The following is a 20,021-nucleotide window of genomic DNA, read 5'->3' as shown; positions in this document are numbered from 1 at the left end:
TCACCCCCTCGCCTTCATCAGGAACATCAGATCCTCGGCGGTCTGCCGGGCGCTGGCGCCCGGCGCCTCGTGGTAGTGCTCGATGACGAACCCGCCCCGCGGCCCGCCACCCGCCATGGCGAGCCCCGGCGCGGGCCCACTGCGGGCCAGCAGCGCGTTCAGCCGGTTCAGCGGCAGCACGGCCTCGGCCTGCCCCGCCTCGGCGAGCAGCGCGAGGGTGCCCCCGGGGCGGGGCAGCACGACGCCTCCCTGGGCGAGCGTGGGGATGGTGGGCAGGTTCACCCCGAACGACTTGCCCCCGATCCCGCCCGGCACCCACGAAGGGATCGACACCTTCACCCGGTTCAGCGCGCCGATCGCCCGGTTGACCAGCCCGATCACCCCGTTCAGCGGCCCCCGCACCGCGCCCAGCACGGCACTGAACGCGCCCCGGACGATCCCGGCCAGCCCGCTGAACGCGCGCTGGATGCCGCTCCTGGTGGCCCGGAACGCGGCGGGGATCTTCTCCGAGAAGAAGGACAGCAGCGGGCGGATCACGGCCATGATGGCGTGGATGACCGTGGTGATGATGGTCTTGTAGATGGTGAAGTAGGTCTTCACCACGGTCCAGATGACCTTCAGCACGACCGTGAACGCGGTCTTGATGGCGTTCCACGTCGTCTGCACCACCTGTCTCGCCACCCGCATCGTGGTGCCGATGACCTGGCCGACGATCCTGAAGGCCGCCTGGACGATCCGCTGTACCGTCTTGGACTGCATGGCCATGTCGACGAGCTTCATGATCAGCGGCATCAGCAGCGCCATGACCGCCCCGAAGACGTTCGACTTCATCGCGGTGTTCAGGCCCTTCTGGGCCGTGGTCACCCCCTGCAACCCCGTCTTCATCCGCCCCATCAGCCCTCCGCCCGTCGCCGCACTGCGGCCGGCGGTGGCCATGGAACGCCCACTCCTGGCCACGCTGCGCTCGGCGGCGGTGGCCTCCCGCTGGAGGGTGCGCATGGAGTTGGCCGACTTGTCGACGTCGCCCTTGATGCGGCCGACGGCGGACCCGGCCTGGGTCGCGGTCCGGGCGAATTTGGAGACGCTGGTGTCCGTCTGGCCGGTGCCGTTCTTCAGCCTCAGCAGTGCGGACGACGACCTGTTGAGTGCCGCGAGCAGTGACATGGCGGTGCCTCCCTCCGTCCCTCAGCCCAGCGCCCGGGCCAAGCTGTCGATACGGGCTTCGAGGTGGTTGATGCGCTCGGCGGTTTCGCTGAAGGACCGGGTGTTGCCGATGTGCGCCTGCTGCTGCGGGGCGGTGCGGCTGACCTGCCTGGACAGGGCGTCCAGCCGGTGGTTCGCCCGGGCGGCCTGGTCGGCGGCCCGGTTGATACGGCTGGACAGCTCCCGCACCTGTCCGTGCAGCTCGTTCAGAGGCCGCACGACACCCTGTCTCACGAAGCCGTGCAGGTGGTCGAGACGCTGCTTCAGTTCGGCGATGGACGACTTGATGCCGTTGATGGTCTGCTGTGTCTCCCGCTCGGCCCGTCTCTCCGTGAGGAACTCCTGGAGGTTGAAGTCCTTCCCCGCGAGCTTGAACGAGTAGCTGGCGACGTTGGCCTCGCCTTTGAGCAGGTTGGCCTCGGTGTTCAGGCCGGCGATCGCCTTTTTCACCCAGGCATGCTCGACCTTCCACTCCTGAAGCTGCTTGTCCAGGGTCTTGCGGAGATCCTGCACGGTCCCGAGCAGATCCCGCACGATGTCCCCCATTGCCCCTCCTGTAGATCACCCGAAGAACCGTGCCAACTCCGCCGCGCTCGGCCCCCGCCCGGTCGCGGCCGGGCCCGGGCCGTCGGACGGGCCCGTGTCCCGGGTCTCGGGCGCCGTGGCGGCCCCCGCCGCCGGCCGCGGCACCGGCACCGGCGTCTCCGGCGGGTCCGCGTACTCGTCGCGGTTGACCGACGCGAACATCCAGTTGGCGATCGCGAGGTGATCCACCACCGCCGCCAGCAGATGGTCCGTCAGCCCCCACTCCGCGGCCTCCCCCTCCCGCGCCCGTACGAACGCCGAGTCCGGCGGCAGATGGCGCACCAGCACCGCCAGCCGCCGCGAGGACAGCGCCTCGCGGTGCCAGTCGAGCAGGTCGACGCCGTAGTACCGCAGCAGATCGGCCTCCAGCGCCTCGGCGTGCTCCTCCACGAGCGCGCCGAGGCTCAGCCTTCCCCCACGCCGAGCCCGGTGTCCTTGCCGTACGCCTCGAGGATCGCGGCGATGTCCTGCACGCTCACCTCGTGTTCGCACAGCCGCTGGTAGCTCTTCTCGCCCATGAGCAGCGCGAGCAGCCCGTCCAGGTCGTTGTCCTTGAGGTCGGCGAGGGCGTGGGCGGAGCGGCGGGGGATCTCGGTGGGGAGTGAGAACGTCTCCCCGTCGACCTCGAAGTCCCAGGTCAGGCCCAGCGCTTCCAGACGCTGGGCGCGTGCGGCGTTGACGTTGAACGCGGGCATCGGCGAACGACTCCTTCGCGGTTGGGAAGTGGTGCGCGGTGGCACGTGGGGTGTGCGCGGGGGGAAGTGGCGGGGGTGGTCAGGAGCCGGCGAAGGCCGGGTCGTTCATCAGCCAGGTGGCCAGCGGGGTGTCGTTGTCCACGGCCAGCGCGGTGAAGGTGACGCCGAGGCGGACCGCGGCCGTGCGGGTGAGCTGGAGTTCCTCGGTCTCGGTGACCTGGCCCCTGCGGAGGATGAACCGGTACTTGATGACATCGCCGTCCGCGAACTCGACGCCCAGCATCCGCTCGTCCTTCTTCGGCTCGGCGTCCAGCTCGTAGCGGTACACCTTGGAGCCGGCCGCGGTCTCCGCCACCGCGTCGCCGCCGAAGAAGAACGGCAGGGTGTCCTCGTTGAGCTGGAGCAGCTGGAACTTCACGGTGAGGTCGCGGTCGGAGTAGACGAACCGGGCCGGGCTGACCGACTGCCAGGTGTCCACCGGGTCGATCTTGTCCTTCTTGTTGAACTTGATGCCGTCGGTGGTGGTGTACCCGAGGTCCTTCCAGCCCGCCGCCCACGCCGTGGACACATCGGCCGGGACGGTGGTGCCGAGCGGGGCGGTCAGGATGCGGCCGGTCCCCGCGACACGGATCTCGTTGGGGTTCATTCCGGGCATGCGTGGCTCCTTGTGACGTTTGTGACGTTTGTGACGCGGTGAGGCGAGGCGGCCGGCTACGCCGGGCGGATGGACAGCCGGACCGTGGACAGATAGCGGCTGGCCGCCGCGTGGAGGTGGTCGGGCAGCCAGCGGGGGCCGTCCACCTCGACGATGTCGGTGACACCGGCGGTGCCGAACGTGGTGCCGCGCACGGTGAACAGCGCCGTGCGGGCGGCCGTGGCCACGGTGTGGGCGGTGGGTTTGTCGGGGCCGTACACCTCGAGGTCGACCAGCGGCTGGTCCAGATGGATGTCCTCCACCCAGACCCCGCCCGCGCGGGAGACCAGCACCGCCTTCTGGGTCCCGTCGAAGCCGGGCGGGGTCCGGTTGTCCACGAGGACCCCGGCCAGCTCGGGGCGGTTCTTCAGGTGCTCGACGACGAGGCGTTCGACGTCAGGAAAGATCACCAAGGGCTCGGTCATGCGCGCACTCCTCGCGGTCGTCAGGGGCTGCGCACAGCGAAAAGCGGCGGGACCGTGGCCCGGGTCCCGGGCACAGCTCCGCCGCTGTCGCCAAGTGTGACGCAACTCCCGCCCATTCGCAACCAGTTGTCGTCACATGTCGCGAGATGACCAAGGGGCCCGCAGGTCACATGCGTCGCCGGGCGGCACGTTCGGCCGCGAACACATCTTCCAGCCGGTAGAGGAACGCCCTGCCCCGGCGCCCCGCGGGCCGCAGCCGCTCCAACTGCACCCACTTGCGGATGGTGGCCGGGGTGACGCCCACCTCCAGGGCGGCCAGGTCGGCGGTCACCAGCGTGCCCTCGGGCGCCCGGGCGGTGTTCATCGGCCCACCGCCCCAACGGCGGACCGGCCGTCCAGGGCGGCGGTGATCTCCTCCAGGGCCGCCCCGCCCCGCCCGAACAGCTCTCCCCACTCGCCTTGTGGCCAGGAGTGCCGGTGCGCCCGGTCCTCATGGCAGCCGCAGTCCGGCCGCGGACACCGGCAACCCGGGTTGATGCACAGCACCGTCCCCCGCAGCGGAAACGCCCGCAGCGAGACCGAGGCGCACAGCGGACATCGGCCGCGCAGCCGCACCATGGGCTCGGCGTCGCCGAGCGCGCCGGAGCAGCGTCGCGCCAGTGCGCCGACCTCGTCCAGCAGGTGCCGCATCAGCACCGGGTCGGCCTCGACCCGGTCCAGCAGCCCCGCCAGCCGGCCCAGCCTGACCTCGACCGACCCCTTGCCGGCGGGCGGCAGCCCCAGCCGGTCGTGGACGGCCTCCTCGAGCTCCACGACACCGTCGGTGATGTCCCGCACGGTGTCGCAGATCCGCATCCGCAGGGGCGCCGAGGGCCCGTGCCGGTCGGCGCCCCCGCGCCCCCGCCCGAGCCCGGCGCGGTGCGGGGAGGGCGCCAGCTCCGCCCGCAGCTCGGGGAACTGCCGCGCCAAGACGGTGATCCAGTGGCTCGCTCTGATGCGGTCAGGGCGCGGAAGTGCGTCATTGCTCAACAGAACCCCCCATGTCGTCGGCCTCTTCACTCCCTAGGAGCCGCGGGCGGCGCGGAACGGTTCCCACCGGTATGTGGCACCTGTCGGGGTATCGGGGCCTGGACGGCGAGGTGATGGCCCGGTGCCGCGCCCGCGTGGTGTGATGGCGCCGTGAACAGCGCCACCGAACAGAGCAACCGCCACATGCTGCGCGCCCGGGACGCCATGGACCGCGCCTACGCGCAGCCGCTGGACGTCCCGGCCCTGGCCCGGATCGCCCATGTGTCGCCGGCGCACTTCACGCGCACCTTCCGGGCCACGTTCGGCGAGACACCGCACCGCTATCTGCAGCGCCGCCGGGTCGAGCGCGCCATGTTCCTGCTGCGGGAGACCGACCGCAGCGTGACGGACATCTGCTTCGAGGTGGGCTTCGGCAGTCCGGGGACCTTCAGCCGTACCTTCCGCGACATCGTCGGGCGGTCGCCGAGGGCGTATCGCAGGGAAGCGGTCGCCCTCGGCGTGCCGACGTGCTTCACCATGGCCTGGACACGGCCGAGCGACTGACCGCCGACTGAGCAGTTTTGGATAAGTTTTCGTCCCGCCCGCTCGGTAGCGTGATGCACATGTTCAACGCGATCACACACTCTTCGATGTACGTCCTGGACCAGGACGAAGCCCTCGACTTCTACGTCGGCAAGCTCGGCCTGGAGGTCAAGGCGGACGTCGACATGGGCTTCATGCGCTGGCTGACGGTCACCGTCCCCGGCCACCCGGAGCGCGAGATCCTGCTGGAGAAGCCGGGCCCGCCGGCGATGTCCGAGGAGACGGCGCGGCAGGTCCGCGAGCTGGTGACCAAGGGTGCGACGGGTGGCTGGCTGATCTTCACCACGGAGGACTGCCGCAAGACGTACGAGACGCTGCTGGCCCAGGGCGTCGAGTTCACCGAGGAGCCCACCGAGCGCCCGTACGGCATCGACTGCGGCCTCCGCGACCCCTTCGGCAACCGCATCCGCTTCACCCAGCCCACGGCCTGACGGCCCTCACGCCCCCCACGTCCGGAGGGCCAGCGGCGGTCGACGCCGGGGCCCTCCGTGCCGTATGGGCCTCTCCGTATGGGGCCTCTCCGTACGGGCCTCAGCCGTTCGACGCCCGGGTGGTCATGTCCTGCGTACCGATGACGGAGAGCAGCTCCAGCTGGGCGGCGCCCTCGGTGCCGGGCGGGGCGCTGAACCACAGCAGGCGCTGGCGTCCGTCCTCGCTGAACAGGCTGTGGCAGTCCAGCTCGATGACACCGAGCGCGGGGTGGACGATGCGCTTGTGATCGGTCCGGCGGAGGGCGACGTCATGAGTGTCCCAGAGGGTGGCGAACTCCCGGCTGCGCCGCCGTAGCGTGGCCACCATCCGGGTCACCTCGCTGTCCTTGCCGCGCCGGGCGGCGACCGCCTGGAGGTCGGCGACGAAGACCCGGGAGTGGTGGGGGTGGTCCTCGGCCGGGTAGATCGCGCGGGCGCCCGGGTCGGTGAACCAGCGGTGGACCAGGCTCGCCTCGGGCCCGCGTACCGCCGGAGGGCGGCCGACGAGCGCGGCGGCCAGGGGGTTCTGCACGAGGATCTCGTGCAGATCGGTGATGACCTGGGCGGGGGTGGTGGTGAGCCGGTCGAGCAGGCCGAGCAGGCCGGGCTGGACGTGCGCGTTCGGGCCGTGTGCCGCCGGCGGGACCGGCCGGTCGGCGAGGTGGAAGAGGTGGTCGCGCTCGTCGCCGTCCAGCCGCAGCGCCCGGGCGAGGGCGGCCAGGACCTGCGCCGAGGGCTGGGCGCCCCGGCCGCGCTCCAGCTCGGTGTAGTAGTCCGCGGACAGACCGGCCAGCTGGGCGACCTCCTCGCGCCGCAGGCCGGGCACCCGGCGCCGGGGACCGGTGGGCAGGCCGACGTCGCCCGGGCGGATCCGGTCGCGCCGGGATTTGAGGAACGCGGCGAGTTCGGAGTGGTTCACGCCCCTCATCATGGCCCCCGCGGGCGGGCCGAGCCAGGGGTCGCGGGCCCCAGGGTGGAGACCACCCTGGCCGGCGCGGAGACCCTGGCGCACGCTGGAGAAGCGATCAGGGCGCGGTCGCCGACGGCAACGCCGGCCCAGGCGCCCGCCGCCGGGACCCACCGGTCCCGGCATCCCCCGCCCAGCAGCTCTCGCAGGAGTCCCCATGCCTTCTCAGGAAACCCCCGCCCGGGAAACCGCCACTCAGGAAGCGGCGGCCGGTCACGCCGCCGGCCACCGCGCCGACCGGCCCCGGGTCGCCGTCGTCACCGGCGGCTCCCGGGGGATCGGCCGCGAGACGGTGAGCCGGCTGGCGGCCGACGGATACGCCGTCGTGGTCGGCTACGCGGGCAACCGCGCGCTGGCCGAGGCCGCCGTCCAGGAGGTCACCGCCGCCGGCGGCAGGGCGATCGCCGTCCAGGCCGACGTCGCCGACGAGCAGCAGGTGGCCGCGCTCTTCGACGCCGCCGAGGCCGCGTACGGCGGCGTCGACGTGGTCGTCCACGCGGCCGGGCGGATGTATCTGGCCCCGGTCGCCGAGCTGGACCTGGCGCAGCTCGACGCGGTGCACCGCACCAACATCCGCGGCACCTTCGTCATCGCCCAGCAGTCCGCCCGCCGGGTCCGCGCCGGCGGCGCGATCATCACGTTCTCCACGTCCATCGTGGGCCTGGCCCTCCCCGGCTACGGCATCTACAGCGCCAGCAAGGGCGCGGTCGAGGCGCTCACCCTGATCCTCGCGCGCGAGCTGCGCGGCCGGGACGTCACCGTCAACGCCGTCGCCCCCGGCCCCACCGCCACCGATCTGTTCCTCGACGGCAAGGACGAGGAGACCATCGCCCGGATGGCCGCCCAGCCCCCGCTGGAGCGGCTCGGCACCCCCGACGACATCGCGCGGGTCGTGGCCTTCCTCGCCTCGCCGGCCGGCCACTGGGTCAACGGCCAGGTCGTCCGCGCCAACGGGGGCATCGTCTGACACTCGGCGCGAACCCGGGACGTCACGGGGGGCGATGCTGAACACGACACGGTGGCCGGTCCACTCGTTGTGGCCCCACGGGCGGCCGGAGGCGCGGCTGTAGGAGAGGTTCTGGGTCAGGCTGGGCGCGCGGGTCAGCACGGAGGGCGCGGCGCCGGGCCGGGCCCGGTGGATGCAGGAGTAGCTGCCGGTGTCGGTCGAGCGAGCCCAGGCAGACCGGGCCGCTGCCGCCCGGGCAGGCCCGGGGGGTGTCGGTGGGGGCCCCGTCGCTCACGTAGCGGGCCACCAGCGGCAGGGCCCATTGGTGCCAGCGGGCCGACGAGGTGCCGTGGTCGACACCGACCGCGCCGCCGAGGGAGGACACGCGCCACGGGTACTGGGTGTCGAAGACCAGGAGCTCGCCGCCGTTGGCGACGTAGAGCTTGTTGCCGTACCCGCCCCGTACGCGGAGAAGTCCGCCCGGGGGGCGATGGTGAGTCGGTACGTCTTGACGGTCTCCGTGGGCAGCGGGGCGAGCGCCGAGGCCGCGGCGGCGGGCTGAGCCGCCGACAAGGTCGCCGCCACCGCGGCCAGGGTCCCGCCGACAGCGGCGCAGATCCGTGCGAGACCCGTTCGTCCACGTAATCTCATCGGGGCAGCATAATGCGGCACGGCCGCCCGCCGAGGACGAGGAGAATCTCTGTGACCCCCGAGCAGTTGCGTTCGTTCTGCCTCTCCTTCAACGCGGCTGTGGAGGAGTTCCCCTTCCCCGGGGCACCGGAGGTCTCGGTCTTCAAGGTGGGCGGCAGGATGTTCGCGCTGACCACCCTGGACGCGCGCCCCCTCACGGTGAACCTGAAGTGCGACCCGGAGGAGGCGATCCGCCTCCGCGGCGAGCACCCGGGGCTGATCGTCCCCGGATGGCACATGAACAAGCGCCACTGGAACACGGTGACGGTGGACGGCGGGCTGCCCGACCGGATGGTCCGGGAACTCGTCGAGGACTCCTACGACCTGGTGGTCGCGCGTCTGCCGCGGGCCGAGCGCCTCCGCCTCGACCGCCCCTGAAGGGAAGATCCAATCCGGGGCGGTTACCATATGAGCGCCGCCTAGCTCGAAAGATAAATCTGTGACTGTCAACGAGGACTCGTTCACCAACTGGAAGAACCGCGAGGAGATCGCGGAGTCCATGATCCCCATCATCGGGAAGCTGTACCGTGAGCGGGACGTCACCGTCCTGCTGCACAGCCGCTCCCTGGTGAACAAGTCAGTGGTCAGCATCCTCAAGACCCACCGGTTCGCCCGGCAGATCGCCGCCGCGGAGCTCTCCGTCACCGAGACGCTGCCGTTCCTCCAGGCCCTCACCACGCTCGATCTCGGCCCCTCCCAGATCGACATCGGCATGCTCGCCGCCACCTACAAGGCGGACGACCGCGGACTGTCGGTCGCCGAGTTCACCGCCGAGGCCGTCGCCGGCGCCACGGGCGCCAACAAGATCGAGCGCCGTGAGCCGCGCGATGTCGTCCTCTACGGGTTCGGCCGCATCGGCCGCCTCGTCGCCCGCCTCCTCATCGAGAAGGCCGGCTCCGGCAACGGCCTGCGGCTGCGCGCCATCGTCGTCCGCGGGGGCGGCGGCCGGGCCGCCGAAGACCTCGTCAAGCGCGCCTCGCTGCTGCGCCGCGACTCCATCCACGGCCAGTTCCAGGGCACCATCACCGTCGACGAGGCCAACAGCACGATCATCGCCAACGGCAACGAGATCAAGGTGATCTACGCCGGCGACCCGACCGCGATCGACTACACGGCGTACGGCATCAAGAACGCCATCCTCATCGACAACACCGGCAAGTGGCGCGACCGCGAGGGCCTGTCGCAGCACCTGCGGCCCGGCATCGACAAGGTCGTCCTGACCGCGCCGGGCAAGGGCGACGTGCCCAACGTCGTCCACGGCGTCAACCACGACATGATCAAGCCGGACGAGCAGATCCTGTCGTGCGCCTCCTGCACCACCAACGCGATCGTCCCGCCGCTGAAGGCGATGGCGGACGAGTACGGGGTCCTGCGCGGCCACGTGGAGACCGTCCACTCCTTCACCAACGACCAGAACCTGCTGGACAACTACCACAAGTCCGAGCGCCGTGGCCGCTCCGCGCCGCTCAACATGGTCATCACCGAGACCGGCGCGGCCTCCGCGGTGACCAAGGCGCTGCCCGACCTGAAGGCGAAGATCACCGGCAGTTCGATCCGCGTCCCGGTGCCGGACGTCTCGATCGCGATCCTCAACCTGCACCTCGCCCGCGAGACCACCCGCGAGGAGGTCCTCGACTACCTCCGCAATGTGTCGCTGACCTCGCCGCTCAAGCGCCAGATCGACTTCATCAGCGCCCCCGACGCGGTCTCCAGCGACTTCATCGGCTCGCGCCACGCCTCGATCGTCGACGCCGGCGCCACCAAGGTCGAGGGCGACAACGCGATCCTCTACCTGTGGTACGACAACGAGTTCGGCTACTCCTGCCAGGTCATCCGGGTCGTCCAGTACGTCTCCGGGGTGGAGTACCCGACCTACCCGGCCCCGCAGGTCTGACGTTCCCACCGGACATGACGACGGTGCCGCGCCGCGCGCGGCACCGTCTCGCGTATGTCCGCGCCCATGCCCCCGTGGTGAGTGCCCACTCCTCATCCCCTGCCGCGGCCGTATAGCGTTGATGGTCGATCAGCCACTGGTCAGCGCTGCCCACTTCCGCCAAGGAGATCGGATGCACACCCATGACTACGTCATCGTCGGCGCCGGATCCGCGGGCTGCGTCCTGGCGGCGCGGCTGTCGGAAGACCCCGATGTCCGGGTGGCGTTGATCGAGGCGGGCGGTCCCGACACCGCGCCCGAGATCCACATACCGGCCGCCTTCGCCCGGCTGTTCAAGACCGAGCTCGACTGGGACCTCGCCTCCGGCCCGGAGCCGGGGCTCGGCGGACGCCACACCTATCTGCCCCGGGGCAAGGTGCTCGGCGGCAGCAGCTCCATCAACGCCATGATCTACATGCGGGGCAACCGTGCCGACTACGACGGCTGGGCCGCCGCCGGGGCCACCGGATGGTCGTACGCCGAGGTGCTGCCGTACTTCCGGCGCTCGGAGGACAACCAGCGCGGCGAGGACGAGTTCCACGGGGTGGGCGGGCCGCTGACGGTCAGTGACAGCAGGTCGAACCACCCGCTCGTCACGGCCTTCATCGAGGCCGGCGTGCAGGCCGGACACCGGCACAACGACGACTTCAACGGCGAGTCGCAGCTCGGCGTCGGGCGGTTCCAGCTGACCCAGCGCGACGGCATGCGCTGCAGCGCGTCCCTCGCCTATCTGCACCCCGCCCTGGAACGGCCGAACCTGACCGTGCTCAGCCCGGCCCGGGCCCACCGCGTGGTGTTCGACGGCGGCCGGGCGACCGGGGTCGAGGTGGAGCGGGGCGGCGCGGTCGAGGTCGTCCGCGCCGACCGTGAGGTCATCCTGTCCGCGGGCGTGTACGAGTCCCCGAAGCTGCTGATGCTGTCCGGGATCGGGCCCGCCGCCGCGCTGTCGGGCTTCGGGATCGAGGTGGTGCGCGACCTCCCGGTGGGCCAGGGGCTTCAGGACCACTACATGCCGCTGCTGAACTTCCGCACCGACGTCGAATCCCTGCTGACCGCGGAGACCCCGGAGAATGTCGCCCTGCTGCAGAACGAGGGCCGCGGCCCGCTGACGTGCAACATCGGCGAGGCCGGCGGCTTCTTCCACAGCCGGGACGGACTGGACGCCCCCGATGTGCAGCTCCACATGGCCCCGGTGCTGTTCCACCAGGACGGGCTCGGCCCCGTCACCGAGCACGGCTTCGCGCTCGGTCCGTGTGTGCTCACCCCCACCAGCCGGGGCGAGGTGACGCTCGCCTCCCCGCGCCCGGACGCCGCCCCCAGGATCCTGCACAACTACCTGACGACGGCCGAGGACCGGGACCGCGTCGTCCGCGCGCTGCGGATCGCCCTGGACGTCGTGGCGCAGAACGCCCTGACCGAGGTGATCACCGGGCCGTTCGACGTGCCGGACGCGCACTCCGACGCGGAACTCCTCGCCTTCGCCCAGCGGTCCGGACAGACGCTGTACCACCCGACCTCCACCTGCGCCATCGGCTCGGTGGTCGACCCCGAGCTGCGGGTGCTGGACACGGCGGGGCTGCGGGTCGTCGACGCCTCGGTGTTCCCCACGGTGCCCCGGGGGAACACCAACGCGCCCGTCATCATGGCGGCCGAGAAGGCGGCCGATCTCATCCTGGGCCGGGGATGAGAGTCCTGGGCCGGGGATGAGAGGCGCACCCCACGGCGCGTCAGCAGCAGGAGTGGCGGACGTGTTCCTCCCGGTGCCACCAGTACCGCTCCCGGGCCGGGCCCTGCGGCACGTCCTCAACCCTTGAGACCGCCCTCGTCGTGGAGCCGCGGCCCGCGGCGGGGGCGGTGCGCCCCGCCCGCGACCGCTCGGCCACCAGGTCGTCGACCGTGTGCACCTCGCCACCGAGCACCACCTGCCGCACCGCCGCGGCCGCCGTGATGTCGCTCAGCGGGTCGCCCGCCACCAGCACCAGGTCGGCGAGCTTCCCCGGCTCGACCGTGCCCAGGTGGGCGCTCATGCCCAGCGCCCGGGCGCCCGTCACGGTGGCGGAGCGCAGCGCCTGGTACGGGCTGGCGCCGTGGCGGACCATGGTCTGCAGGTTCAGGTGGTAGTAGATGGCCGGGGGCACCAGCGGGCTGTCGGTGCCGACCCCGACGTGCGCGCCGCCGTCCAGCAGCTTGCGCAGCGTCGCCCCGTGGCGGGCGACGAAGGCCAGCTCGTCGGTCGGCTCGTGCTGCTGCGCGTCGGCCACGTTCTTGCGGAAGTCCTCGTACTCCGCCTCGCTCATCAGCGAGGTGAGCCGCCGGTCGCCGACCGCCCACTGGGCGTACCGGTACAGCGCGGCGCGGGTGGCGGACAGCCCCGCTCCGGAGAGCCCCAGGGTCGGGGTGAAGACCATGCCGGAGCCGATGAGCGTCTCCGTCACGTCCTCGTAGGTGTGGCCGAGGTGGGTCTCCTTCTGGCGGCGGCCGTAGCGGCTGGTGCCGCCGATGTGCTCGACTCCCTCGGTGCCGAAGCCGAGCGGGCCGAACAGGTAGTGGGAGGTGGCGGGCAGGCCGAGGCGGTGGGCCGCCCGTACTGCGACACGGTGCAGGGCGTACGGCATCCGCACATAGGTCTTGAGCAGGTCGTGGCCGAGCGCCCTGGTCTTGGCCACCTCACGCTCCACCTCCTCCTCGTTCGTCATCGGGCGGCCGACGCCGTAGTAGGCGCGGGAGCCCTCGAGCGCGTCACCGGCCGTGAACAGGCGCGGTCCGGCGCGGCGCCCGGCGTCGATGGCCTCCTTGGCCTCGATGGACGCGTAGTGCGCGCCGCCGGGCGAGCGCAGCGTGGTGATGCCGAACGACAGCCACAGTCGCACGGTCTCGGCCCGCTGCCAGGGCCCGTGTTCATGGAGGGCGATCAGGCCGGGCAGCGCGGTCAGCTCACGGGCGTCGACGGTGCGGTCCCCGGCCACGGCGCCGCGCTCGACGATCCGCTCGACACGGTTGTCCTTGATGACGATGTCCACGTCGCGTCGCAGGGTCTCGCCCGTGCCGTCCCACACCGCCCCCACCTGCACGACGGTGCGGCCGGAGGGCTTGGACTGACGCCAGGTCAGCCCGGTGGGGACGGTGGTGGCGCGGCCGGTGCGCGCGTCGGCGAGGCGCAGCCTGCCGTTGGAGAGGTAGAGCAGGGAGCGCGAATCGGCGCTCCAGCTGGGACAGTCGGCGGTCTCGCCGTTCAACTCGCGGGCGGGCCCGGCCGGCCGCCCGGCGGCGTCCAGGGCGCTGAGGTGCAGGGTGCCGCCGACGATGTACGCGGTGTGCTTGCCGTCGGGCGAGTGGACGGGCCCGGCGTCGATGCGGTTCGCGAGGGACTTCCCCGGCACCGGCTCGTCGTAGTGGGCCTCGCCACTGGCGAGATCGACGGTCAGGACGCGGTTGAAGCCCTCGCGGTAGCGGGGCGTGGCGGGCACCAGCGCCACACAGGAGAGCTTGGTGCCGTCGGCGGAGAAGGTGGCTCTGTTGGCCCCGGCGGGCGCGACCGAGCGGATGGCCCCGGAGGCAACATCGACGGTCTGCACGATGCTGGACCAGAAGGAGAACGCGACGGTCTTGCCGTCGGGCGAGAAGACCGGCCCGGACACCAGTCCCCGGACGTCGGTCAGCCGCCGGTTCTCGCCGCTGTCGAGGTCGTGGAGCCACAGGTCGGCGGCGTGCCCGCCCCGGTCGCTGACATACACCAGGGTGGAGCCGTCGGGGTGCCAGGCGGGGTCGCTGTTGATGTTGCCGTCGGACACCACGGCCTTGGGCGCGGAGCCGATGCGGCCGACCCAGATGTCGCCGAGCGCGGCGAAGGCGACGCGGTTCCCGTCGGGTGACAGGCTCGGGCTGAGGATGCCCTTGACCGCGCGCGGCGCGGTGGAGTCGAAGTCCCGCGCGGCGGGCCGCTCGGGGACGCACGGCACGGTGAGGCGGGCGGTGAAGGGGATGTCGCGGACCGCTCCGCCGGCGATCGACCGCCGGCGGACCTTTCCGTCGGCCGTGTAGAACACCTCGTCGCCGGAGAGCCAGCGCGCGGCGAACGGGAAGACGTCCTCGCCGTCCCCGGAAACCACCGTGCCGTCGACGACCAGGGAGGCGGCCGACGAGGTGAGGTGGACATACGCCAGCTTCCCGCCGTCGGGGGACAGGGACGGCCCCGCGACCCGCCCCTTGGTGACGGTGACGAGCGTGGTGCGCGTGCCGTCGGCGTCGGCCCGCACGACGCTCTGCGGGGCGTCGCCCTTGCCGCTGGTGAAGACGATGGCGTGGCCGTCGGGATGCCAGAAGGGCTGGGCTTCCTGGGTGGTGGCCTCCGGGGCGGAGGTCCAGAGCCTGCTCTCCCCGGTATCGAGGTCGAGGACGTGGATGGCGTAGCGCCCGTCCGTCTCCGCCGCGTAGGCGATCCGCTTGCCGTCCGGGGAGAAACGGGGCTCGTGGTGGTCGGTGGCGCCCTTGGTGAGCCGCCGGGCTCCCGTGCCGTCGGCGCGTGCCAGCCAGAGGTGGAAGTTGCCGTCGGCGTAGGACTGGAAGACCAGATGACGGCCGTCGGGCGAGAAGTCGGGCTCGGACGCCTCCGTGTCGATGTCGGTCAGCCGGCGGGCCTCGCCACCCCGTGCCGGGAGGGCCCACAGCAGGTTGAACAGGTCGAGCACCACGGTCCGGCCGTCCGGGGAGAGCGCGGCGGAGGCGTTGGTGGCCTCGCGGACGGTGATCTGCCGGATGCCGTCCTTCGCGGCCGCCGGGTGCCCGGCCGCGGCAGCCTCGGGGGCCAGACCGGCCAAGGGCCCGGCCAGCCACAGGGACCCGGCCCCGGCCGCCGCTCTGCCGCTCTGCCGGATGAGTGTCCTTCGTGAGAATTCCAACGCCGGTCCCCCCTCTGTCCACGATCGGTCGCACAGCCCGAGGCTCGGTCGAGCACGCGAAAAGAGCTGCGAACGTACAGTGTTACGGGGGCCTAAATCCGGCCTAAATCCTCACCCGCTCCCGTGCGCCGCCCGGGAAGCGGATCTCCACGCTTCCGTCGGGTGCCATCCGGGCGCCGACGGCCGAGCGCAGGGCGCGTGGACGTCGGGACCCCTCCCGAACCGGCCCGCCTACGCTCGGCCTTGACCGCGGCGAAGAAGGGCGAACAGCATGGCCGGTGTGACGAGCAAGGTCAGCCTCCTGCCGAAGGAGATCGGCAGCCTCAGCCGCACCGTTCTCCACGACAGGCCGGGCACGCTCTTCGTGCTGGGGGCGAACGGCGGCATGCGGGTGGCGCCGGACGCGGACTTCCCGCTGTTCTTCGGGCGCAACGAGCGCGATGTCCATGTCTGCGTCGGCGCGGGCGACACCTGCGTCAGCCGGCGGCAGGGCCTGATCACCCGCGAGTCCTCGCGCTGGATGCTGCGCAACACCGGGAAACTGCCCATCCGTTTCCCCGGGTCGCGGCTGGTGCTCGGCGGGGACCGGGCCGAGCTGCCGGCCGGGTACACGCCCTTGTTCGTCGTCTCGGCCCGGCAGGAGCACCTCCTGGAGGTCCGGATCGTCGTATCGGCGTCACCGCCGGGAGCGGGAGCCGGGCCCGAGGCGTACGAGGAGCAGACACAGGGCCGCGACCTGCGGGAGCTCAGCCCGCGGGAGCGGCTGGTGCTCGTCTGCCTGGCCCAGCGCTATCTGCGCGACGACCCGCAGCCACAGCCGCTGGCCTGGGCCCAGGTCGCCTTCGAACTCGGCGAGCTGAGGCCCAGGGAGCGGTGGAGCGCCAAGCGGGCCGCCCACATCGTCGCCAAGGTGCGCAAGCGGCTCAGCAAGGAGGACGGCGTGCCCGGACTCCTGGAGGAGGAGGTCCCCCCGCCGGTCGGGAACGCGCTCAATCACAACCTCATCACCGATCTGCTGGTCACCACGACGATCGTCAAGGCGGACCTGCGGATGCTGGATTAGCGCGCGGGTCTACGGCTGGCCGAAGGTCGCCACCATGATGTTCAGCGCGACCTTGTTGGTGTCCTGGCCCTTCGCGTCCGTGGAGTTGACGCTGTAGACCAGGGTGCGCGAGCCGTCGCGGGTGGAGGCGATGGCCGCGTTGTAGCCCCAGCGGCCGCCCGTCTTCCCCCACACCTCGCGGCCGCCCAGCTTCTTCATCGACAGGCCGACGGAGTACGCGGCCGGGGCGCCGGTCCTGAAGTCCGCCACCTTCGGCAGCGTGAACATCTCCTCGAGGAGCGGGCCGCGCACCACCCGGCCCTGGAACAGGGCCTTGGTGAAACGCTCCAGGTCCGCCGTGGTCGAGATCAGGTCGCCGGCCGCCCAGCCGTCCGTCGTCCCCCACACCGACACATCGCGCAGGCCCGTCGTGCCGTCGTCCAGCCTCATCACCTGGTAACCGTGGTTGTGCGGGCCGGTGATGTGCGGGTCGGCCCCCGGGAAGTAGGTGTCGCGCAGCCCGAGCGGCTCCAGGATCCGGCGCGCCACCTGGTGCTCGTACGAGTCGCCCGTGACCCGCTCGATCAGCAGACCGGCGATCGTGTAGCCGATGTTCAGGTAGTGCTGCCGCTCGCCCGGCTTGAACTCGCGCTTCTTCGACGTCGCCGAGCGGACCATGTCCTTCGGGTCATGGATGCGGAAGCGGTTGGCGTACCACTCCTCGACCGTGTCGCCGGGGAAGTCGGGGGCCGGGATGCCATGGGTGTGGTTGAGCAGCTGCCGGACGGTGACGCCCCCGTACGAGGCGGGGATCAGGTCCGGCAGGTAGGAGCGGGCGCTCCGGTCCAGGTCCAGCCTGCCCTCGGCGGCCAGTTGCAGGGCGACCGCGGCCGTGAAGACCTTGGTCACCGAACCGGCGCGGAACCGGGCGGCCGGATCGGCCGGCCGGTTGGTCGTCAGGTCGTGCACGCCCGAGCTGCCCCGCCAGACGCCCTCGCTGCCCCCGACCCGGACCAGCGCGGCCGTCGCCTCCGCCGTCGGCAGGTCCGCGATGGCGTCCTCCAGGGCGCCGTTCGCGGAGCGCGCGGAGGCGGAGGCGGCGGCCGGGGCGGACGCGAGGGCCGGGGGGATCGCCGGGCCCGCCACCACGCCCAGGACGAGCCCCGCGGCCAGCAGCGTACGGGTGGTGGTCCTCACGGGGGTCTTCACAGTGGTGTTCACGGTGGTCTTCATGGTCAACTCCCACGGAACGAGCCGTTGTTCTGGTGGGCTCCATCCTGCTGACCAGGGGCTTCGCGCGGATCGCCCGCGCAGGCGGTCTTCGGCGGGTCAGTTCCTCACCGGCGCGGGGGAGGGGCCGGGCCACGCCGCTCCCCCGGGCGGGGGATCCCCGGCCGCGATCAGGCCCGTCTCGTACGCGCAGATCACCGCCTGGATCCGGTCCCGCAGCCCCAGCTTGGCGAGCACATTGCCGACATGCGTCTTGACCGTGTGGTCGCTGACCACCAGCTCCGCGGCGATCTCCGCGTTCGACAGGCCCCGCGCCAGCAGCAGCAGCGTCTCCCGCTCCCGCCCGGTCAGCACGTCCAGACGGGGGTCGGGCCGCCGCGGCCGGGCGGCCGGGCGGGTGTACTGCTCCACCAGCCGCCGGGCCACGGACGGCGCGAGCAGCGAGTCGCCCCGCGCCACCACCCGGACCGCGTGCACCAGGTCGTCCCGGCGCACGTCCTTCAGCAGGAAGCCGCTCGCGCCCGCGTGCAGCGCGTCGTACACGTACTCGTCCGAGTCGAAGGTCGTCAGCATCACCGTCCGGCAGGCGCCGCCCGCGCTGATCTCGCGGCAGGCCTCGATGCCGTCCACGCGCGGCATCCGGACATCGAGCAGCGCCACGTCCGGCGCGTGCCGCCGCACCGCCTCGACCGCCTCGGCCCCGTCGCCCGCCTCCGCGACCACCTCGATGTCCGGCTGGACGTCCAGGATCATCGAGAAGCCGCAGCGCACCAGCTCCTGGTCGTCGGCCACCACCACACGGATCGTCAACGCGCCACCTCCGCCGTGGATGGTACGGGGATACGGACCAGCACCCGGAAACCCCGGCCGTCCGGGCCCGCCCCGGCCACCGCCGTACCGCCGTGGGCCGCCGCCCGCTCGCGCAACCCCACCAGGCCGTGGCCACCGCCGGAACCGGGCCGCGGCCCGCGCCCGTCGTCGGTGACCCGGATCTCCATCTCGCCCTCGCCATAGGTGAAATGGACCGAGACGGTACACGCGGCCGCGTGCCGGACCGTGTTCGTCAGCGCCTCCTGCACGATCCGGAAGACGGTCGCCCCGACCGCCTCCGGCAGCGGCCGCACCGCCCCCGTCGCCGCGTACCCGACCTCCAGGCCACTGGCCCGCACCCGGTCCAGCAGCTCGGGCAGCCCCGCCAGGCCCGGTTGCGGCTCGCGCGGGGCGCCGCCCGGCTCGTCGCCCTCGCGCAGCAGCCCCAGCATCCGGCGCAGCTGCGCCATGGCGTCCCGGCCGGTCTCGGAGATCGCGTCGAAGGCGGCCTCGGCCCGCTCGGGCGCCGTGCGCACCGCCACCGGGCCGGCCTCCGCCTGCACGATCATCAGGCTCACCGCATGGGAGAGGATGTCGTGCATCTCCCGCGCGATCCGGGCCCGTTCCCGCGCGGCGGCCCGCTCGGCCTCGACCCGGTTCGCCCGCTGCCGGGCGTCGGTCAGCCGCCCGAGGACGTAGGCGGCCGCGAACACGAAGAGGGAGAAGGTCAGTTCGCGTGCCGACCGGGTGTTGAGCCACACCGACACCGGCACGGCGACCAGCAGCAGCCCCCCGGTGGCCAGCCGCTTCCACGGCGGGGAGAGGACAGCGATCGTGTAGACGATGACGAGTCCGGTGTACGGCAGCGGCTGCCCGGGGCCGTCCAGCGCCAGCCGGTACAGCCCGCTGGTCGCGAGGATCGCGAGCAGGACGGCGAGGGGAGCGCGGCGCCGCCAGACCAGGGGGATCACGGTGAGCGTGGTCAGCCCGTAGGCGGGCCAGGTCGCCGGCTCGGCGCCGGGTGGGCGCTCCACCACGAACGGCATCGTCATCGCCGCCTGGACCAGGAGCGCGAGGCCGATGTCGACGGCCAGGGGATTGGCCGCCCCCAGCGCCCGGCACCGCCGCCACCACCCGCGCACATCCACGGGGCGAGCTTACGCGGGAACGCCGGGGCCACGGCGCCCGGCGCCGCGCCCCCGGCTGAACACCCCGTCCTAGTACTGCAACGGTGCTTGTCGTGACTGATAGCCAGGTCAGGGGCTGTGTCCGCGTCTTTTGTAGTGGCTGGTGCGGGCCTGGTGCTGTCGTCTTCGGCGCCAGGTCGACCAGTGCAGGATGTGCTCGACGGGTGTGGGCCGACGGTCGGTGAGGCGGGTGATCAGCCGTCGTATCTCGGCGAGGCTGAGGTGGATGAGCTGGGAGGATCCGTTTCTGCTTTCCCGGCATCCAGCTCGCGGGCCCGCAGGACGGTCAGGCAGGCGTGGGCGGCCATGGCCAGGGTCATGTGGCGGTGCCAGCCGGGGTAGCGGCGGACCTGGTAGTCGTCCAGGCCGCATTCCTGTTTGGCGCTTTGGAAGCATTCCTCGATGGCCCATCGGCTGCCGGCGATGCGGATCAGGTCGTCGAGCGTGGTCTGGGCGGGGCAGTAGGCGATGTAGTAGGAGATCTCCTGCGGGCGGGCGACGCTGCGGCGGGCGATCACCCAGTGGCGGCGGTCGGGCCGGTGCCAGGGCCGCACTTCGACGCGCGCCCAGTCGTAGATCCGCAGGCCGTGAGCCCCGCTGCCGCAGGAACGTCGCTTCCATTTCTGCCGGGCGAG

Annotated in this window: 22 protein-coding genes; 8 read left to right on the top strand and 14 right to left on the bottom strand. The window is 72.1% G+C overall.

Features of this window, described 5'->3' with window-relative positions; all coding sequences use genetic code 11:
* The 8 genes from BBH68_RS34255 to BBH68_RS41100 form a co-directional block, all read right to left on the bottom strand.
* On the bottom strand, positions 1-1,164 hold the full coding sequence (locus BBH68_RS34255; RefSeq protein ID WP_065967669.1) for a phage tail family protein: 1,164 nt from the start codon (positions 1,162-1,164) through the stop codon (positions 1-3).
* Between the two features lie 21 nt (positions 1,165-1,185).
* On the bottom strand, positions 1,186-1,749 hold the full coding sequence (locus BBH68_RS34250; protein WP_065967668.1) for an AAA family ATPase: 564 nt from the start codon (positions 1,747-1,749) through the stop codon (positions 1,186-1,188).
* Between the two features lie 15 nt (positions 1,750-1,764).
* Positions 1,765-2,178, bottom strand: coding sequence for a hypothetical protein (locus BBH68_RS34245; protein WP_065967667.1), 414 nt, complete (start codon positions 2,176-2,178; stop codon positions 1,765-1,767).
* A gap of 14 nt (positions 2,179-2,192) precedes the next feature.
* Positions 2,193-2,483: a hypothetical protein gene (locus tag BBH68_RS34240; RefSeq protein ID WP_065967666.1), complete on the bottom strand. Its 291-nt coding sequence runs from the start codon at positions 2,481-2,483 to the stop codon at positions 2,193-2,195.
* A gap of 79 nt (positions 2,484-2,562) precedes the next feature.
* The gene (locus BBH68_RS34235; protein WP_065967665.1) at positions 2,563-3,138 is read right to left on the bottom strand and encodes a phage tail tube protein; all 576 of its coding nucleotides are present in this window, start codon (positions 3,136-3,138) and stop codon (positions 2,563-2,565) included.
* Between the two features lie 56 nt (positions 3,139-3,194).
* Entirely contained in the window at positions 3,195-3,602 is a 408-nt protein-coding gene (locus tag BBH68_RS34230; protein ID WP_065967664.1) for a hypothetical protein, read from the bottom strand.
* A gap of 166 nt (positions 3,603-3,768) precedes the next feature.
* Entirely contained in the window at positions 3,769-3,966 is a 198-nt protein-coding gene (locus BBH68_RS34225; protein WP_065967663.1) for a hypothetical protein, read from the bottom strand.
* Complete coding sequence (locus BBH68_RS41100) at positions 3,963-4,631, bottom strand: hypothetical protein (protein WP_245738441.1); 669 nt, start codon at positions 4,629-4,631, stop codon at positions 3,963-3,965. Before BBH68_RS41100 ends, BBH68_RS34225 begins: the two co-directional genes overlap by 4 nt.
* A gap of 183 nt (positions 4,632-4,814) precedes the next feature.
* Here BBH68_RS41100 and BBH68_RS34215 point away from each other — a divergent pair, with 183 nt between their 5' ends.
* Together BBH68_RS34215 and BBH68_RS34210 are read left to right on the top strand one after the other, a co-directional pair.
* Positions 4,815-5,174 (top strand): helix-turn-helix domain-containing protein, encoded by a 360-nt coding sequence (locus tag BBH68_RS34215; RefSeq protein ID WP_065967685.1) that lies wholly within the window; start codon positions 4,815-4,817, stop codon positions 5,172-5,174.
* Positions 5,175-5,233: 59 nt separating this feature from the next.
* Positions 5,234-5,644: a VOC family protein gene (locus BBH68_RS34210; protein WP_065967684.1), complete on the top strand. Its 411-nt coding sequence runs from the start codon at positions 5,234-5,236 to the stop codon at positions 5,642-5,644.
* 100 nt (positions 5,645-5,744) lie between these two features.
* Here the strand turns inward: BBH68_RS34210 and BBH68_RS34205 are convergent, their stop codons facing one another.
* Positions 5,745-6,602 carry a helix-turn-helix transcriptional regulator gene (locus tag BBH68_RS34205; RefSeq protein WP_065967662.1) on the bottom strand — a complete coding sequence of 286 codons (858 nt, stop codon included), beginning with the start codon at positions 6,600-6,602 and terminating at the stop codon, positions 5,745-5,747.
* Between the two features lie 205 nt (positions 6,603-6,807).
* Between BBH68_RS34205 and BBH68_RS34200 the strand changes: the two genes are divergently transcribed.
* The 5 genes from BBH68_RS34200 (at position 6,808) to BBH68_RS34180 (ending at position 11,906) form a co-directional block, all read left to right on the top strand.
* Positions 6,808-7,617 carry an SDR family oxidoreductase gene (locus BBH68_RS34200; protein ID WP_076971250.1) on the top strand — a complete coding sequence of 270 codons (810 nt, stop codon included), beginning with the start codon at positions 6,808-6,810 and terminating at the stop codon, positions 7,615-7,617.
* A 328-nt stretch (positions 7,618-7,945) separates the two neighbouring features.
* The gene (locus BBH68_RS34195) at positions 7,946-8,158 is read left to right on the top strand and encodes a hypothetical protein (protein WP_065967661.1); all 213 of its coding nucleotides are present in this window, start codon (positions 7,946-7,948) and stop codon (positions 8,156-8,158) included.
* A 140-nt stretch (positions 8,159-8,298) separates the two neighbouring features.
* Positions 8,299-8,664 (top strand): MmcQ/YjbR family DNA-binding protein, encoded by a 366-nt coding sequence (locus tag BBH68_RS34190; RefSeq protein ID WP_065967660.1) that lies wholly within the window; start codon positions 8,299-8,301, stop codon positions 8,662-8,664.
* Positions 8,665-8,725: 61 nt separating this feature from the next.
* Positions 8,726-10,180 (top strand): glyceraldehyde-3-phosphate dehydrogenase, encoded by a 1,455-nt coding sequence (locus tag BBH68_RS34185; RefSeq protein WP_065967659.1) that lies wholly within the window; start codon positions 8,726-8,728, stop codon positions 10,178-10,180.
* Between the two features lie 172 nt (positions 10,181-10,352).
* Positions 10,353-11,906 (top strand): GMC family oxidoreductase, encoded by a 1,554-nt coding sequence (locus BBH68_RS34180; protein WP_065967658.1) that lies wholly within the window; start codon positions 10,353-10,355, stop codon positions 11,904-11,906.
* 40 nt (positions 11,907-11,946) lie between these two features.
* Here the strand turns inward: BBH68_RS34180 and BBH68_RS34175 are convergent, their stop codons facing one another.
* Positions 11,947-15,117, bottom strand: coding sequence for an amidohydrolase family protein (locus BBH68_RS34175; protein WP_065967657.1), 3,171 nt, complete (start codon positions 15,115-15,117; stop codon positions 11,947-11,949).
* A 271-nt stretch (positions 15,118-15,388) separates the two neighbouring features.
* Between BBH68_RS34175 and BBH68_RS34170 the strand changes: the two genes are divergently transcribed.
* Positions 15,389-16,180: a hypothetical protein gene (locus BBH68_RS34170; RefSeq protein WP_245738440.1), complete on the top strand. Its 792-nt coding sequence runs from the start codon at positions 15,389-15,391 to the stop codon at positions 16,178-16,180.
* 9 nt (positions 16,181-16,189) lie between these two features.
* Here the strand turns inward: BBH68_RS34170 and BBH68_RS34165 are convergent, their stop codons facing one another.
* The 4 genes from BBH68_RS34165 to BBH68_RS34150 all read right to left on the bottom strand — a co-directional run.
* Complete coding sequence (locus BBH68_RS34165) at positions 16,190-17,392, bottom strand: serine hydrolase domain-containing protein (protein WP_425428884.1); 1,203 nt, start codon at positions 17,390-17,392, stop codon at positions 16,190-16,192.
* A gap of 96 nt (positions 17,393-17,488) precedes the next feature.
* Positions 17,489-18,199 carry a response regulator gene (locus tag BBH68_RS34160; RefSeq protein ID WP_065967656.1) on the bottom strand — a complete coding sequence of 237 codons (711 nt, stop codon included), beginning with the start codon at positions 18,197-18,199 and terminating at the stop codon, positions 17,489-17,491.
* Entirely contained in the window at positions 18,196-19,341 is a 1,146-nt protein-coding gene (locus BBH68_RS34155) for a sensor histidine kinase (RefSeq protein WP_425428885.1), read from the bottom strand. The genes BBH68_RS34160 and BBH68_RS34155 overlap by 4 nt, the downstream gene beginning before the upstream one ends.
* A gap of 239 nt (positions 19,342-19,580) precedes the next feature.
* Positions 19,581-20,021 (bottom strand): IS701 family transposase (locus BBH68_RS34150; protein ID WP_425428883.1); only part of this gene is annotated, 441 nt, incomplete at its 5' end.

The organism is Streptomyces sparsogenes (assembly GCF_001704635.1).
In the GTDB taxonomy this organism is placed as follows: Bacteria; Actinomycetota; Actinomycetes; order Streptomycetales; family Streptomycetaceae; genus Streptomyces; species Streptomyces sparsogenes.
Note: the sequence above shows the minus strand (reverse complement) of the source record. Positions and strands in the feature narration are given on the sequence as shown.